This window comes from Pyxidicoccus xibeiensis (genome assembly GCF_024198175.1).
In the GTDB taxonomy this organism is placed as follows: domain Bacteria; phylum Myxococcota; class Myxococcia; order Myxococcales; family Myxococcaceae; genus Myxococcus; species Myxococcus xibeiensis.
This window is the reverse complement of record NZ_JAJVKV010000004.1, coordinates 190,334-205,662: the sequence shown is the minus strand read 5'-3', so window position 1 is coordinate 205,662 and position 15,329 is coordinate 190,334. Positions and strand designations below refer to the sequence as shown.

The window sequence follows — 15,329 nt, the reverse complement described above, 5'->3', positions numbered from 1 at the left end:
CCGGGTCCTCCATGTTCCGATACGCCCTGGCCATCTTCACCAGCGCCTTCCTGCTGTTCGGTGTGCAGCCGCTGGCCGGGCGCTATGCGCTGCCGTGGTACGGCGGCACGCCCGGCGTGTGGACGGCGTGCATGCTCTTCTTCCAGGTGGCGCTGCTGGGCGGGTACGCCTACGCGCACGGGCTCGCGTCCCGGCTGGCGCCGCGCACGCAGGCGCGGGTGCACCTGGGCGTGCTCGCGGTGGCGGTGGCGGTGCTGGGCGCGCGCGCGCTGTGGGCGGGCTCTCCGGTGGCGCCCGGGCCGGAGTGGCGGCCGGTGGGGACGGAGCTGCCCGTGCCCCGGCTGCTGGCGATGCTGGCGGCCACCATCGGCCTGCCGTTCTTCGTGCTGAGCACCACCGGGCCGCTGCTGCAGTCCTGGTTCGCCCGCGCGCGGCCGGGCCGCTCGCCGTATCCCCTCTACGCGCTGTCCAACGTGGGCTCGCTGCTGGCGCTGCTGGGCTACCCGTTCCTCGTGGAGCCGTGGGTGGGGCGCGGCGCACAGGCGTGGGGCTGGGGCGTGGGCTTCGTCCTCTTCGCCGGGGCGTGCGCGGTGTGCGCCGTGGATGTGCTGCGCAGCGGGGGAGCGGCTTCCGTCGCGGGTGCGGCGGCGGGGGCCCTGGCGGATGCGCAGGCCGTGCCCGTGGACACCTCGGCGGCAGGCGCTACGGCTGCCGGGGCGCAGGGCGTGGACGTGGCGCCGGAGCCCCGCCCCGACGTCCGCCAGACGCTGAAGTGGCTGGGGCTCAGCGCGTGTGCCTCCGTGCTGCTGCTGGCCACGACGAACCAGCTCTCGCAGGACGTGGCGGCGGGGCCCTTCCTCTGGGTGCTGCCGCTGGCCGTCTACCTCGTCACCTTCATCCTCGCCTTCGCGCGCGAGTCCTTCTACTCGCGCGCCCTGTGCGGAGTGCTGCTCATCGCCTCGGGGGCGGGGGTGGCGCACGCGCAGACGGCCGGGCCGCATACGCCGCTCGCCGTGCAGCTCATCGCGTACTCCACGGCCCTCTTCGCCGGCTGCATGGTGTGCCACGGCGAGCTGTACCGGCTCCGGCCCTCGCCGCGCCACCTGAGCGCCTTCTACCTGTGGGTGTCCGCCGGAGGCGTCCTGGGCGGGCTCTTCGTCAGCGTCGCGGCCACCGCCCTCTTCCACGCCTACTGGGAGTACCCGCTGGCGCTGGGCGTGTGCTGCGTCGTGTCCCTGGTGGGCATGGCGCGCCCGGCCGCGGACGAGTCACGGAGCCTGCGCATCCGGCGCATGCTGCGCGGGGCGATGCTCGCCATCGTCGCGGGGAACCTGGTGCTCACCGTGGGCCAGGAGGCGGGCCGCGCGCGCTACAACGCCCGCAACTTCTTCGGCGTGGTGCGCGTCATGGAGCAGAACGCGGACGACCCGGCGGCGCACTTCTACAGCCTGCGCCATGGCGCCATCACCCACGGCTGGCAGTACGTCGCCCCCGAGCGCCGCTCGCGGCCCACCACCTACTTCACCGAGGAGTCCGGCCTGGGCCTCGCCATCGCCGAGCAGCGCCGGCTGCGCGAGGCGGTGGGCCAGCCCGCGGGCCTGCGGGTGGGCGTGCTGGGGCTGGGCGTGGGCACCAGCGCCGCGCTGCTCGCGGCCGGGGACTACGGCCGCTTCTACGAAATCAACCCGGCCGTCATCTCCCTGGCGGAAGGCGAGGGTGGCTACTTCAGCTACCTGCGCGACAGCCCCGGGCGCGTGGAGGTGGTGGAGGGCGACGCGCGCATCTCCCTGGAGCAGGAGCTGGAGCGCGGCGAGCCCCAGCGCTTCGACGTGCTGGCGCTGGACACCTTCTCCTCGGACGCCGTCCCGGTGCACCTGCTCACGCGCGAGGCGGTGGCCCTCTACCGCGAGCACCTGGCGCCGCATGGCGTGCTGGCGCTGCACATCAGCAACGTCCACCTGGACCTCGTCCCCGTGACGCTGGCGCACGCGCGAACGCTGGGCCTGCACGCGGCCTACGTCCTCCAGGAGACGAAGGGGGACGCGCTGCGCAGCAACTGGATGCTGCTGAGCCCGGACCGCGAGTTCTCCTGGGGCCCCAGCTTCACCAACGCCAGCGTGCGGGTGCGCCGCCTGGGCCTTCGCGGCGAGCCGGACTTCACCTGGACGGACGAGCTGAGCAGCGTGCTGCGGGTGCTCCGGCGCGACGGCCCCTCGGACAACGTCAAGGACGTGGAGGCGCCCTCCGGGCCTCCGGGGCCTGGCCGCGTGGCCGGGCCCGCGGCGGACTGACTCAGGCGCGCGGCGTGACGCCCGTCTCGGGCTGGGCGGCGGGGCTCACGTCGAGCGCCACCAGCAGCATCAGCACCGCGCACGGCAGCCCCAGCATGGCCGGGCCGTACTGGAGGAAGAGCAGCGGGCCGGTGGTGCACCCGAAGAGGAAGGCGAAGGCGAGCCCCAGGTGCAGCCGGGTGCGCTCGAACTGGATGGCGGAGGGCAGCTCGCGCACCTGCCGCAGCACGCCGCGCACCCCGTGGCCCCGGGCGCCGTCACGCACCCAGGCGAACATCTGCACCAGCTGGATGCCGATGTCGGTGAGGACGCCCGTCATGTGCGTGGTGCGCACCACCGCGCCGGACACCCGGGTGACGAGCGCGTTCTGCAGCCCCATGGCGAAGGACAGGCACCACATGACGGTCGGCTCGCGCCGGGCCGGCGCGGACACGAGCCACAGGCCGATGCCGCCCAGGATGATGGCCTCCAGCAGCAGCGCCGGCGCATGACGTCCCCGCGAGCGGTGGCGCGAGGCCTCGAGCAGCGCCGTCGCGGCCACCGCCCCCGCCAGGAACGACAGCAGCACCTGCGCCCCCAGCGTGGCCATGCCCCAGTCCCGCGCGGCAATCGACTCGCCCATCATGGCCATGTTCCCGGACATGTGGGACGTGTGGAGCCCGAGCGCCACGAAGCCCGTGGCGTTCACCGAGCCCGCCACGCCCGCGAGCAGCAGGGACAGCAGCGTGTAGGCGCGGCGGTTGCGAGGCGAGGATTGCGAACTGAAAGGCATGGCGGCGGGACGCGGCGTGCGGCGACACGAGGCTAGCACCCGTGCGGGTGGGGTGCGGCGCGGCGTCCTGCACCGTCATCCCGCCCGGCCGTCTGGTCAATGGCCGGGCAGGGCAGGCGGGCTCGAAGGAAGGCCGGAAGGGCTCAGCCTGGCGGCCACAGCAGCGGGCGCCCCGCTAGCATGTGCAGGTGGATGTGGAACACCGTCTGCCCGGCGTCGCGCTGGGTGTTCATCACCACCCGGTAGCCACTGTCGGCGTGGCCGCGCTGCTGGGCCACCTTGGCGGCGGCGGTGAAGAGGTGTCCCACCGCCTCCCGGTCCTCCGAGGTGATGTCGTTCACCGTGGCGATGTGCTTGAGCGGGATGAAGAGCAGGTGTGTGGGCGCCTGGGGATTGATGTCCTCGAAGGCCAGGCAGGTGTCGTCGCGGTACACCACCCGGGCCGGGATGAGGCCATCGCGAATCTTGCAGAAGAGGCAGTCGGACATGACTGCCGGGCTTAGCAACGCGCGGGGCCCGGGGGAATGGCCTCGTCGGGCTTCCGTTGGCTCACGGAAGCCGCCACGCGTAGCCCGGGTCCGGCGCGCAGCCGTCGCGCAGGCGGGCCAGCACCAGGGGGCCGGAGCGGGCCACCACCTCGCCCGGCGCATGCTCGGGCACGGTGATGACGTGGCTGTACAGGCCTGACTCCCGGGACGGCCCGTTGTGGGAGTACAGCGGCACCGGCTGGTGGAGGTAGCTGTAGCCTCCCGTCCACGCCAGGTGGGCGACCTCAATCTTCAGCCCGCACAGGTCCCTGCGCTCGCTGGCGGCCAGCAGCAGCCGGTTGACGTCCCCCGAGTCGTCCCAGGCGCTCACCCGGGGCCGCGAGTCCTCGTACTGGCCCACGTCCCCGAAGGTGAGGCGCCCGGCGCCCAGCCCGGACGCGGTCGCCACGGCCACCACCGCCAGCGCCGCCATGGCCCTCGGAGTCCGGGCGCCCAGGCCCTCCAGCACCGAGTCCAGCCCCACGGCCGCCAGCGCGGCGAAGAGGGGCAGCACGGGCACCAGGAAGCGCAGCTCCTTGTGCGGCTGGAGCGCGTGCAGGACGAAGAAGAGGGCGGCGACGGCCAGCAGGCCCGGGGCCCGGCGCGCGGCCAGCAGCGCCAGCGCGCCCGCCAGGAGGGACACGGCCCCCATGCCCTTGAAGAGGACGCGGCCGTAGTAGCTGAAGGGCGCGGTGCCCCACGCGGAGGCCCCGTCCCGCAGCACGTTGAAGTCCAGGTAGACGAGCGCCGAGTGGAACCAGCGCCCCCAGGTGAGCCAGTCGAGCAGCCCGTAGGCCAGCGCCCACCCGGCCAGCACCGCCAGGGCCTCGCCCGCCGGGCGCCACCGCCGCTGCGCCGCGAGCACCCCCAGGAGGCCCACGCAGAAGATTCCATTCTGCAGGCGCAGCAGCACCGCCAGCCCCAGCAGGGACGCCCCGGCCCCCAGCGCCCGCCGCGAGGCCCCCTTGGGCAGGGCCAGCGCCAGCCCCAGCACCACCGGCAGGGCGGAGGCATTCTCACTCAGGGCGCGGGGGGCGAAGTAGATGGGCACCGCCGCCAGGGCGAAGAGGGCCGCCCCCGCCGCCGCCGCCAGCTCCGACGCCCCGTGGGCCCGGGCCAGCCGCCAGCTGCCCCAGGCGCTCGCCACCCCCACGAGGCCGAAGAAGACCTTGGTGACGTCCAGGTAGACGCCGGGCTCCGTCCCACCGAACAGGCGGGCGAGCCCCAGCACCCCCGCCACCAGCCCGGGGAGCACCCAGTTGCGGGCCCCCTCGATGAACTCCCAGGCGACCAGGCCGTACCCGTAGACGAGCCGGTGCGCCGGCTCCAGGCTCTGGTAGACCTCGTCCGGCCAGTACATCCCCTCATCGTTGAGGGCCCAATGAATCCGGAAGGCGGCCCCCGCCACCAGGACTGCCCCCAGCAGGGCCCGGGCGAGACGGGGCTCGGTGGAGGCCGCCAGAAGGGGGGCTCCGGCAGTGGGAGCGGGGGTAGGGACGGTCGGCACGGTCGGCGGACACCTCAAAAGGGCGCTCCGGTGATATCCACACGTCCTGACGATGAAATCCATCCGCATTTCCCAGCTCCTGGATGACCGCGACTACGACCTGCGCCTGACGCTGGTTGCCGGCACGAGCGGGCTGTCCCGCACGGTCGACTCGTCGCGCATCCAGAAGCCGGGACTGGCGCTGGCGGGCTTCACCGAGCACCTCCACCCCCACCGCGTCCAGGTCTTCGGCAACACGGAGATTTCCTACCTGCGCACGCTGTCGGAGGAGAAGCAGCGCGAGTCGCTGGCCAAGCTCTTCGGCGAAGAGGACCTGGCCTGCGTGGTGGTGACGAAGGAGCTGGAGATTCCGTCCGCCCTGGTGGACGCATGCGAGGCGGCGGGACTGTCGCTGATGAAGACGCCGCTGCTGTCCAGCGACTTCATCATGCGCGTCCAGACGTTCCTGGAGGAGGCACTGACCGAATCAAGCAGCCTGCACGGCGTCCTGATGGACGTCTTCGGCGTCGGCATCCTCCTGCTCGGCAAGAGCGGCATCGGCAAGAGCGAGATTGCCCTGGACCTGGTGATGCGGGCCCACCGTCTGGTGGCGGACGACATCGTGGACGTCACCCGCCGCAAGGGCGCCGTCTACGGGGCCGGCAACCCCGTCATCAAGCACCACATGGAGATTCGCGGCCTGGGCATCATCAACATCAAGGACCTGTTCGGGGTTGCCGCCGTCCGCGAGCAGAAGAAGATTGAACTCGTCATCGAGTTGCAGGAGTGGGACCCGCATCAGGAGTACGACCGGCTGGGGGTGGACGACAAGCACCTGCAGATTGTGGGAGTGGACATCCCGCTGTCGGTCGTCCCCGTCCGTCCGGGCCGCAACATGGCGACCATCATCGAGGTGGCCGCGCGCAACCAGTTGCTGAAGTTGCAGGGCCACCACTCGGCGCGAGAGTTCGCCGAGCGACTCAACCGCGCCATCGCCGAAGGGGCGATGCGCCGCACCCTGGGAGAAGAGGTCGAGTGACCGCCCCCTCTAAGCAGATTGTCGTCATCACCGGCATGTCCGGCTCCGGCAAGTCCACCGCCATCCGGGCGCTGGAGGACGCCGGCTTCTTCTGCATCGACAACCTTCCGGTGCTGCTGCTGCCCAAGCTGACGGAGCTGGCGGGTGGTGGACACATCGAGCGCATGGCGCTGGTGATAGACGTCCGCGAGGGCGTCTTCCTCAAGGACGCGCCCCGCATGCTGGCCGAGGTGCGCCGCGCCGGACACCAGGTGGAGGTGCTCTTCCTGGACTCCAGCGACGACAGCCTCCTGCGCCGCTTCAGCGAGACGCGCCGCCGCCACCCGCTGGCGCCCAACGCCACCGTCGCCGAGGGCATCAAGGCCGAGCGCGAGGAGCTGCGCGACTTGCGCGAGATGGCGGACCAGGTCATCGACTCGTCGGCGCTGAACGTGCACGACTTGAAGCGCATGGTGCAGGCGCGCTTCAGCCCGGAGCCCGCGGCGGGGCCGAGCCTGTCGATAATGTCCTTTGGTTACCGGTACGGGGTGCCGCCGCAGGCGGACCTGGTGCTGGACGTGCGCTTTTTGCCCAACCCGTACTTCGTCCCGGAGCTGAAGGGGCTGACGGGGAAGGTGCCCAAGGTGGCCGCGTACGTGCTGGACCGCGAGGAGACGCAGCAGTTCCTGGAGAAGGTGGTGGACCTCTGCCGCTTCCTCTTCCCGCGCTACCAGAAGGAGGGGAAGGCGTACCTCACGGTGGCGCTGGGGTGCACGGGTGGCAAGCACCGCTCGGTGGCAATTGCAGCCGAGTTGACACGGCGGCTCCAGGACGCGAACACCCGCGTGCAGCTGTGGGACCGGGACATCGAGAAGGAGTAGGGCGGGGCGCTGTCAGCCCTTGAAGACGTGCTCGCGGTGCCACTTCAGGTAGCTGGGGTGGGGCCGCCACTCCTCGCGCCGGGGCAGCCGCAGCTGCCGGTTGGAGTGGATGAGCCGGCCGACGTCCTCGGGCACGCCGCTCTTCGCCAGGAGGATGCGGTAGTCCTCCCCGACGGAGAGCAGCCCCCGGTCGAAGAGCCAGTGGACGGTGCCCGTCAGGGCCAGGCCGTTGCGCACGGAGTCCGGCCCCTGGGCGACCACGGGCTGGATGTGGGCCGCCTGGACCTCGGGACGGCCGCCGCCGTTGATGAGGCGCAGGCCGGAGACGGCGCATGTCTCCGAGTAGGCCTGCCGGACGCGGCGCCGGAAGGAGGCCTCGCGGAAGGGGCGGTGGGTGACCTGCTCGATGATGGGGCGCTCGGGGTAGACGGGCGGTGGCTCCTCGACGCCGGTGGCGGTGCGCTCCCAGGCGTCCAGCTCGCGCATGAAGCCCGCGTGGAGGATTGCCTCGAACTCGTCGTCGCTCAGGGGACGGACCGAGCGTTGGAATGCGCCTTTGTTGGTGCTCCCATCCGCCTTCCTCAGCCGGGCTTCGTAGTAGTGCGCTCCCTCGCTGAACTTCACCGCGCGCTCGAACTCGAGGAAGGAGTCGACATAGGCGTAGTAGTGGCCCGCCTTCGCACGGTCCTCGTCGATTCGAAGCAGCCTGGCGACGGCGAAGTACGACTGGCGACCGCCACTGCTGTTTCCACCCTCGGTGCGGCGCGGCTCGTAATAGACGATGAAGTCCCCGACGGCGGCCTCCACCGCCCGCAGGTACGTCCTCGGGAAGTGGTAGCGCACCTCGGGCTGATCGTCGTACGCCGAGCTCTCCGAGGTGGTGAAGACGGCCTTCGTCATGACTCCGTGCCGGTGCGAGTTCGGGCACCAGGCTAGAGCCAGAGCCAGGGTGGATGCACGCGGGCCGCTAGCCCTAAGAGCCCATCTCAGTAGGTAGGGAAGGGCAGTTGGGGTCGCACTTCCATGCGCACCTTGCCGCAGTGCTACGCGCGTGCTTGAGCTTGAGGCCGTCGACGGTGTCGAGCCGATGGCCGGGCGGGCCCTCCGGGCGGTGGGCCCACGCAGGCACGTGGGCCGAGCAGCGAGAGGCGTGGGCGGGCGTTGTCCACGCGGGTAGGCACGGTCCTCCCCACATCCGACCTTTCCGATTCTAGTCGGGTCTTGTCGGCAGAGTTCGGCGCAGATAGCCTGCTCGCGTGGCCAAGGTCCATCCACAGCCGGAGCTGCGTCGATGACAAGCGAGCCGCGGGTCTCCGTCGAGGACGTCGCGAAGCACCTGGGCGTGGCGAAGGACTCCGTCTACCGCTGAATCGAAACGCGCAGCCTGCCAGCTCACAAGATCGGCCGCCTCTGGAAGTTCAAGCTGTCCGAGGTCGACGAGTGGGTCCGCGCGGGTGGCGCCAGACACGAAGGGCTTGAGCAAGACAAGGAACGTCGCTGATGGCCATCAAGAAGTCTGACCTCTACTCCTCGATCTGGGCGTCGTGCGACGAGCTCCGTGGCGGCATGGATGCCAGCCAGTACAAGGACTACGTCCTGTTCATGCTGTTCATCAAGTACATCACGGACAAGTACGGGAACAGCACCGACTTCGCCCCGCCCGTGACCATTCCGAAGGGGGCGAGCTTCAAGGACATGATCGCGCTCAAGGGCAAGAGCGACATCGGCGACAAGATCAACACCCAGATCATCCAGCCGCTTATCGACGCCAACGCCCGTCTGGCCCGCAGCGACTTCCCCGACTTCAACGACCCGAACAAGCTCGGCGAAGGCCAGGCGATGGTCGACCGCCTGACCAACCTGATCGGCATCTTCCAGAAGCCTGAACTCGACTTCTCGCAGAACCGCGCCGACCACGACGACCTGCTCGGCGACGCCTACGAATACCTCATGCGCCACTTCGCAACCGAGAGTGGCAAGAGCAAGGGCCAGTTCTACACGCCGTCCGAGGTCAGCCGCGTCATCGCCAAGGTGATCGGCATCTCGAAGGCGAACACCAAGGCCTCGACGACCGCCTACGATCCGACCTGCGGCTCGGGCTCGCTGCTCCTGAAGGTCGCGGCCGAGGCAGGCAAGCACATCACGCTGGAGGGGCAGGAGAAGGACGTCACCACGGCGGGCTTGGCCCGCATGAACATGATCCTTCACGACTTCCCGACCGCGAACATCCTCTCAGGGAACACGCTGGCCGCACCGAAGTTCAAGGACGGCGAGCAACTCCGGACCTACGACTACGTCGTCGCCAATCCGCCGTTCTCCGACAAGACGTGGACCACCGGCCTCACACCATCGAACGACCCCTTCCAGCGCTTCTTGTGGGGAGAGCCGCCCGCCAAGCAGGGCGACTACGCCTACCTGCTCCACATCGTCCGCTCGATGAAGAGAGCGGGCAAGGCCGCCTGCATCTTGCCCCACGGCGTCTTGTTCCGCGGCAACGCCGAGGCTGTCATTCGCGAGAAGCTCGTTCGCTCGGGCTACCTGAAGGGCATCATCGGCCTGCCCGCCAACCTCTTCTACGGAACGGGCATCCCCGCATGCATCATCGTGCTCGACAAGGAGAACGCCGCGGGCCGCAAGGGCATCTTCATGATCGACGCCGCCAAGGGCTTCACCAAGGACGGCCCGAAGAACCGCCTTCGCGAGCAAGACATCCACCGCATCGTCGATACCTTCGTGAAGCAGGTCGATGTGCCGCGCTATGCACGCATGGTGCCGATCGACGAGATCGCCGACGCGAAGAACGACTTCAACCTGAACCTGCCGCGCTACATCGACAGCAGCGAGCCCGAAGATCTGCACAACATCGACGCGCACCTGCGCGGCGGCATCCCCGAGCGAGATCTCGACGCACTCGAGGCGTACTGGAAGGTGCTGCCCAGCGTGCGCGGCCTGCTGTTCGAGTCCGCCGGACGCCCGGCCTACGCGCGCTTGAAGGTACCGCTTGCCGACGTGAAGGCCTCGATTTTTGGCCACGCCGAGTTCGCCGCGTTCCAGCACCGGGCGACGAAGACCTTTGCCGACTGGAGCAAGACGGCGAGGTCGAAGCTCGTCGAGTTCGGCAAGGGCGGGCACCCGAAGGCGCTGATCGAGAACATCGCCGAGGAACTCCTCACTGCCTTTCGTTCCGTGCCGTTGCTCGACGCCTACGACGTCTACCAGCGCCTGATGAGCTACTGGGCCGAGGCGATGCAGGACGATTTCTATTTGCTTGCCGCCGAGGGCTGGGTGAAGGGCGCGCAGCCGCGCGAGATCGTTCAAATCAAGAACAAGGAGAACAAACTCGTCTGGCCTGAAGCTCACGACTACGTGAAGGGCAAACGCCGGTTCAAATCTGACCTAGTTCCCGCTTCGGTGCTCGGTGCCCGCTACTTTGCAACGGAGCGCGATGCGATCGAAGCGCTCGACAACCGCCTCGCGACGCTGGAGCAACAGCTCGACGAGATGCGCGAGGAGAACAGCGGCGAAGAAGGACTCTTCGCCGAGGTGATCGAGGGCGAAGGCGACAAGCAGAAGATCACCGTGAAGGCGGTGAAGGCTCGTCTTAGGGAAATCGGCAGAGACCCACTGTACGCCGACGAGCGTGCGGCACTCGAAGGCTACGCGGCGCTTCTCGAACAGCAGGCTGACAGCAAGGCCAAGCGAAAGGCCGCGCAGGAGGACTTGGAAAAGAAGATCGACACCAAGTACCCCAAGCTGACCGAGGCCGAGATCAAGACGTTGGTCATCGACGACAAGTGGATTGCCCGGTTGTCAGTTGCTGTGCAGGGGGAACTCGACCGCGTCTCGCAGACCCTCACCGGCCGCATTCGCGAGCTGGCCGAACGCTACGCCACGCCGCTGCCCAAGCTCACCGACGACGTTGTGACGCTTGCGGCGCGGGTGGACGCGCACCTGAAAGCGATGGGGGCGGTGTGGCGCTGAGGCCCGGCTACAAAGAGACCGAGGTGGGTGTCATCCCAGAGGACTGGAAGGTCGAGCGGCTCGGTGGACTAGCTGAATTTGTCACAAGCGGGTCGCGAGGGTGGGCACGGTTCTATACCAAGAGCGGGGCACTATTCATTCGCAGCCAGAATGTGCGGGACGGTCGACTCAACTTTGAGGACGTTCAATACGTTTCCCCTCCTACTGGAGCAGAAGGCAATCGCACCAAGGTAGTGCTGAATGACTTGCTGATAACGATTACTGGCAACAGCGTCGGAAATGTCGCCATGGTGGACCGGGCGTTCGACGAGGCCTACATCAGCCAGCACGTCGGACTGGTCCGTCTCAGGGATCCTGCGGCTGCTGGCTACATTTGTCGCTATCTCGCCCCGAATTCGCCGGGCAACCCGCAGATTGCCGGGAGTCAGTCCGGACAAAGCAAGCCGGGGCTGAATCTTCAGAACCTCCGTGACTTTTTGATCGCGGTTCCTCCGACAGCCAAGGAACTTCACGCCATCGAGGAGGTACTGCGCGATGTGGACGCGCTGCTGAGTGGCTTGGATGGTCTCATCGCCAAGACGCGCGACCTCAAGCAAGCCGCCATGCAGCAGCTCTTGACCGGCCAGACCCGGCTGTCGGGTTTCAGCGGCGAGTGGAAGTTCGTGCGACTTGGCGACCACGTCACGTTCCTGCGAAACGGAGTGAATTCGCGCGCCGAGTTGCTGCCCGAAGGCAGCGTTCGCTACCTGCACTACGGGGACATTCACGCCTCTGGCGCCACCCATCTAGCGGCACGTGACCTTCCCTTCCTTCCATCCACCAAGGCTTCGCGACTCGACCGACTGCGAGATGGCGACCTCATTCTTGCCGATGCGTCCGAGGATCTTGAAGGCGTAAGCAAGTCGGTTGAAATGAGAGACATCGGCGACTCGGTTGAAGTTGTTTCTGGCCTGCATACGATCGCGGCCAGATTTGACAAGGCGACTTTGGCGGATGGCTTCAAGGGGTTCCTTCAGTACATCCCTATGTTCGCGGCCCACCTTCGACGTCTCGCTGCCGGAACGAAGGTGTACGCCACGAATCGTGCGCACGTCGCGAGCGCAGAAATTCCTCTGCCTTCGACCAACGAGCAGCGTGCGATCGCGAAGGTCCTTTCCGACATGGATGCCGAGCTCGCCGCGCTGGAAGCACGACGGGACAAGACCCGGAACCTGAAGCAAGCAATGATGCAGGAGCTGCTGACCGGCAAGACGCGGCTCGTCCCCACAGGAGGCGCCCGTGTCTAAGAAGCCCCGCTCCGAGCGCAAGACCCAGGACCGGGTCGTCGCTTTGTTCACCGACGACAAGCGCGAGGGCAACCTCGGCTACTACTTCCTCGGCAACCTCTCGAAGGAAGAGAGGAACCGCTGCGTGCGGCCCGAGCTGGAGCTGAACCTTGAGCGGCGCGGCTACTCAGCGGCACATATCACGCGCGCCATCGAAGAGCTGCACAATGCCATCGACCCCAAGGGCACCACGCTCTACGCCGCCAACCTCCGCACGTATCAGCTCCTGCGCTACGGTGTGCAGGTCAAGGTAAGCGAAGCGCGGCCGCACGAGACCGTGCACCTCATCGACTGGGAGCATCCCGAGGAGAACGACTTCTTCTTGGCGGAGGAGGTCACACTCAAGGGCGGGCACGAGCGGCGCCCCGACCTGGTCCTGTACATCAACGGACTCGCCATCGCGGTGATCGAGCTGAAGCGCAGCTCGGTGGAGATCGCCGACGGCGTGCGGCAGCTCATCACCAACCAGGAAGAGATCTTCAACAAGGCCTTCTTCAGCACGGTGCAGGTCGTGCTCGCGGGCAGCGACTCGCAGGGCCTGCGCTACGGCACGACCGGGACCCCGGAGCAGTTTTTTGTCGAGTGGAAGGACGAGGCGCCAAAGGCCACGCCGCCCGCCGAAGGCGCGCTGCTCGACCGGCCGCTCGCGCAGCTGTGCAACAAGACTCGGCTGCTCGACCTCCTGCGTAACTTCATCATCTTCGACGGCGGCCAGAAGAAGGTGCCGAGGCAGCACCAATACTTCGGCGTGAAGGCGGCGCAGGAGCGCATCGGCAAGCGCGAGGGCGGCGTCATCTGGCACACCCAAGGCAGCGGTAAGAGCATCTTGATGGTGCTCATCGCCAAGTGGCTGCTGGAGCACGACCCCGAGGCACGCATCCTCGTCATCACCGACCGCGACGAGCTCGACAAGCAGATCGAAGGGGTGATGAAGAACGCGGGCGTCATCGCCCCGGAGTCCGTTTCGCCGCGCATCAGCGCGCGCGCGGAGTTCGTCGAGAAGCTCGGGGCCGCGACGCCGCGCCTCCTGTGCGCGCTCATCCACAAGTTCGACGTCTCCGACCTGAAGGGCGAGCCGCCGCCCGTGAAGGGACGCTTCTACGTCTTCGTCGACGAGTGCCACCGCACGCAGGGCGGCGACATGAACAAGCAGATGAAGCGCTGGCTCGAGAGCGCCATCTTCATCGGCTTCACGGGCACGCCGCTGCTCCGCAAAGACAAGGTGATGACGCGCGACGTGTTCGGCACGTACATCCACACTTACAAGTTCCACCAGGCCGTCGCCGACAAGGTGGTGCTCGACCTGAAGTACGAAGCGCGCGACGTGCCGCAGCGGCTCACGTCGCGGGCGGCTATCGATAAGTGGTTCGAGCAGAAGACCAAGGGCCTCAACAACTTCCAGAGGGCGGTGCTGCGCAAGCGCTGGGCGACGATGGAAGAGCTGATGAGCGCGGGCGAACGCAAGCAGCGCATCATCGCCAACATCATCGAGGACTTCAGCCTCAAGCCGCGCCTGAACAATGATCGCGGTACGGCGATCCTCGTCGCGCCGTCGATCTACGACGCCTGCCACTATTTCCGGCTCTTCCAGAACACGAGCTTCGGCACGTACTGCGGCATCATCACGTCATACGAGCCGAACCACAACGCCATCTCTCGCGAGCCAGCGAACAGCGACGAGCGCTACAAGTTCGACACCTACACGCAGTATGTCCTCAAGAAGGGGCAGACGACGAAGCAGTACGAAGACGAAGTGAAGCGGCGCTTCATCGAGGAGCCCGCGAACATGAAGTTGCTCATCGTCGTCAGCAAGCTGCTCACGGGCTTCGACGCGCCAAGCTGCACGTACATCTACCTCGACAACGAGCTGCGCGATCACAACCTGTTCCAGGCCATCTGCCGCACCAACCGCCTCGACGGAGAAGACAAGGACTACGGCCACATCGTCGACTTCAAGGAACTCTTCGGCGACGTGCAGCAGGCCCTCGCCGTCTACAGCTCCGACGAGCTGGACATCGACGACGGTGGCGATGCAGAGAACAACGTCCACCTCAAGAACTGGCTCGAAGAGGGGAAGCAGAAGCTCGACGAGGCACGTGAGGCGCTGCGCTACCTGTGCGAGCCGGTCGCGCATCCCCGCGAGGTGGAGCAGTTCCTTCACTACTTCTGCGGCGACGCCGCGAACCCGAACGCGCTGAGTGAGACCGAGCCGCTGCGCATCTCGTTCTACAAGGCGGTGGCCGTCTTCGTGCGCGCCTTCGCGGCCGTCGCGCAGGACCTCGCAGAGGCCGGCTACTCCGACGCGGAAGCGGCCACCTTGCAGAAGGAGGTCGAGCTCTACAGAGACCTCCGCGCCGCCATCAAGAAGCACTCCGGCGAGGAGCTCGACATCAAGCCCTACGAGGCGGACATGCGCCACCTCATCAACACGTACATCCAAGCCGATCCTGCCGCCGACCTCGGTGAGCTGGGTGAGATGTCGCTGACCGAGCTGATCATTGAGACTGGCATCCACGACGCCATCGCCAAGAAGCTGAACGAGAAGGGCAAGCTCTCGAAGAACGCGATCGCCGAGGGCATCATCAACAACGTCCGCAAGACGATCATCCGCGACCAGCTCACCGATCCCAGGTTCTACGAGCAGATGTCGAAGCTACTCGATGACCTTATCAAGCAGAGCCGCGCCGACGCGGCGGCCTACGAGGAGTTCCTGCGCAAGGCAGAGGCGCTCGTGAAGCGGCTCGCGGCGAAGCAGCCCGAGGCGGGCATCCCTGCTGCGCTGCACGGCAAGCACGAGGCCTCGGTGTTGTTCAACAACCTGGGGAGCGTCGCGGCGACGAACTTCAAGTGCCCGACGAGCGACGATGAGAAGGCGGCGCTCGCCTTGCAGATCGATGTCGTCGTGCGCGAGCGCGCCCCGGCCGGGTGGAAGGGCGATCAGGCGCGCGAGGCGCAGGTCTTGAACGCGCTGTTTCCGCTCCTTGACCGAGACAGGACGGCGACCCAGGCCCTCTTCGAGATCATCAAGAACCAGCCGGGGTACTGAGG

General features: G+C 67.6%; 10 protein-coding genes. 6 read left to right on the top strand and 4 right to left on the bottom strand.

What is annotated here, in order from left to right; translation table 11 throughout:
- The first annotated feature begins 11 nt into the window (after window positions 1-11).
- Window positions 12-2,291 carry a spermidine synthase gene (locus tag LXT23_RS18645; RefSeq protein WP_253981552.1) on the top strand — a complete coding sequence of 760 codons (2,280 nt, stop codon included), beginning with the start codon at window positions 12-14 and terminating at the stop codon, window positions 2,289-2,291.
- A 1-nt stretch (window position 2,292) separates the two neighbouring features.
- On the opposite strand, the gene LXT23_RS18640 is transcribed toward LXT23_RS18645, so the two are convergent.
- The 3 genes from LXT23_RS18640 to LXT23_RS18630 form a co-directional block, all read right to left on the bottom strand.
- Window positions 2,293-3,063: a YoaK family protein gene (locus tag LXT23_RS18640; RefSeq protein ID WP_253981551.1), complete on the bottom strand. Its 771-nt coding sequence runs from the start codon at window positions 3,061-3,063 to the stop codon at window positions 2,293-2,295.
- Window positions 3,064-3,206: 143 nt separating this feature from the next.
- Complete coding sequence (locus tag LXT23_RS18635; RefSeq protein ID WP_253981550.1) at window positions 3,207-3,551, bottom strand: histidine triad nucleotide-binding protein; 345 nt, start codon at window positions 3,549-3,551, stop codon at window positions 3,207-3,209.
- A gap of 61 nt (window positions 3,552-3,612) precedes the next feature.
- Window positions 3,613-5,097 (bottom strand): glycosyltransferase family protein, encoded by a 1,485-nt coding sequence (locus LXT23_RS18630; protein WP_253981549.1) that lies wholly within the window; start codon window positions 5,095-5,097, stop codon window positions 3,613-3,615.
- A 52-nt stretch (window positions 5,098-5,149) separates the two neighbouring features.
- On the opposite strand from LXT23_RS18630, the gene hprK reads away from it, so the two are divergent.
- Together hprK and rapZ are read left to right on the top strand one after the other, a co-directional pair.
- The gene (hprK, locus tag LXT23_RS18625; protein WP_253981548.1) at window positions 5,150-6,115 is read left to right on the top strand and encodes an HPr(Ser) kinase/phosphatase; all 966 of its coding nucleotides are present in this window, start codon (window positions 5,150-5,152) and stop codon (window positions 6,113-6,115) included.
- On the top strand, window positions 6,112-6,975 hold the full coding sequence (gene rapZ / locus LXT23_RS18620; protein ID WP_323379021.1) for an RNase adapter RapZ: 864 nt from the start codon (window positions 6,112-6,114) through the stop codon (window positions 6,973-6,975). The genes hprK and rapZ overlap by 4 nt, the downstream gene beginning before the upstream one ends.
- Before the next feature lie 12 nt (window positions 6,976-6,987).
- Here rapZ and LXT23_RS18615 read toward each other — a convergent pair whose 3' ends face one another.
- The gene (locus LXT23_RS18615) at window positions 6,988-7,875 is read right to left on the bottom strand and encodes an HNH endonuclease (protein WP_253981547.1); all 888 of its coding nucleotides are present in this window, start codon (window positions 7,873-7,875) and stop codon (window positions 6,988-6,990) included.
- 600 nt (window positions 7,876-8,475) lie between these two features.
- Here LXT23_RS18615 and LXT23_RS18605 point away from each other — a divergent pair.
- Genes LXT23_RS18605 through LXT23_RS18595 form a run of 3 tightly spaced genes read left to right on the top strand, consistent with a single transcriptional unit; the run spans window position 8,476 to window position 15,327 of the window.
- Window positions 8,476-10,956, top strand: a complete 2,481-nt coding sequence (locus LXT23_RS18605; RefSeq protein ID WP_253981546.1) for an N-6 DNA methylase — start codon at window positions 8,476-8,478, stop codon at window positions 10,954-10,956.
- Complete coding sequence (locus LXT23_RS18600; protein ID WP_253981545.1) at window positions 10,947-12,242, top strand: restriction endonuclease subunit S domain-containing protein; 1,296 nt, start codon at window positions 10,947-10,949, stop codon at window positions 12,240-12,242. Before LXT23_RS18605 ends, LXT23_RS18600 begins: the two co-directional genes overlap by 10 nt.
- On the top strand, window positions 12,235-15,327 hold the full coding sequence (locus tag LXT23_RS18595; RefSeq protein ID WP_253981544.1) for a type I restriction endonuclease subunit R: 3,093 nt from the start codon (window positions 12,235-12,237) through the stop codon (window positions 15,325-15,327). Before LXT23_RS18600 ends, LXT23_RS18595 begins: the two co-directional genes overlap by 8 nt.
- The last annotated feature ends 2 nt before the right edge of the window (window positions 15,328-15,329 follow it).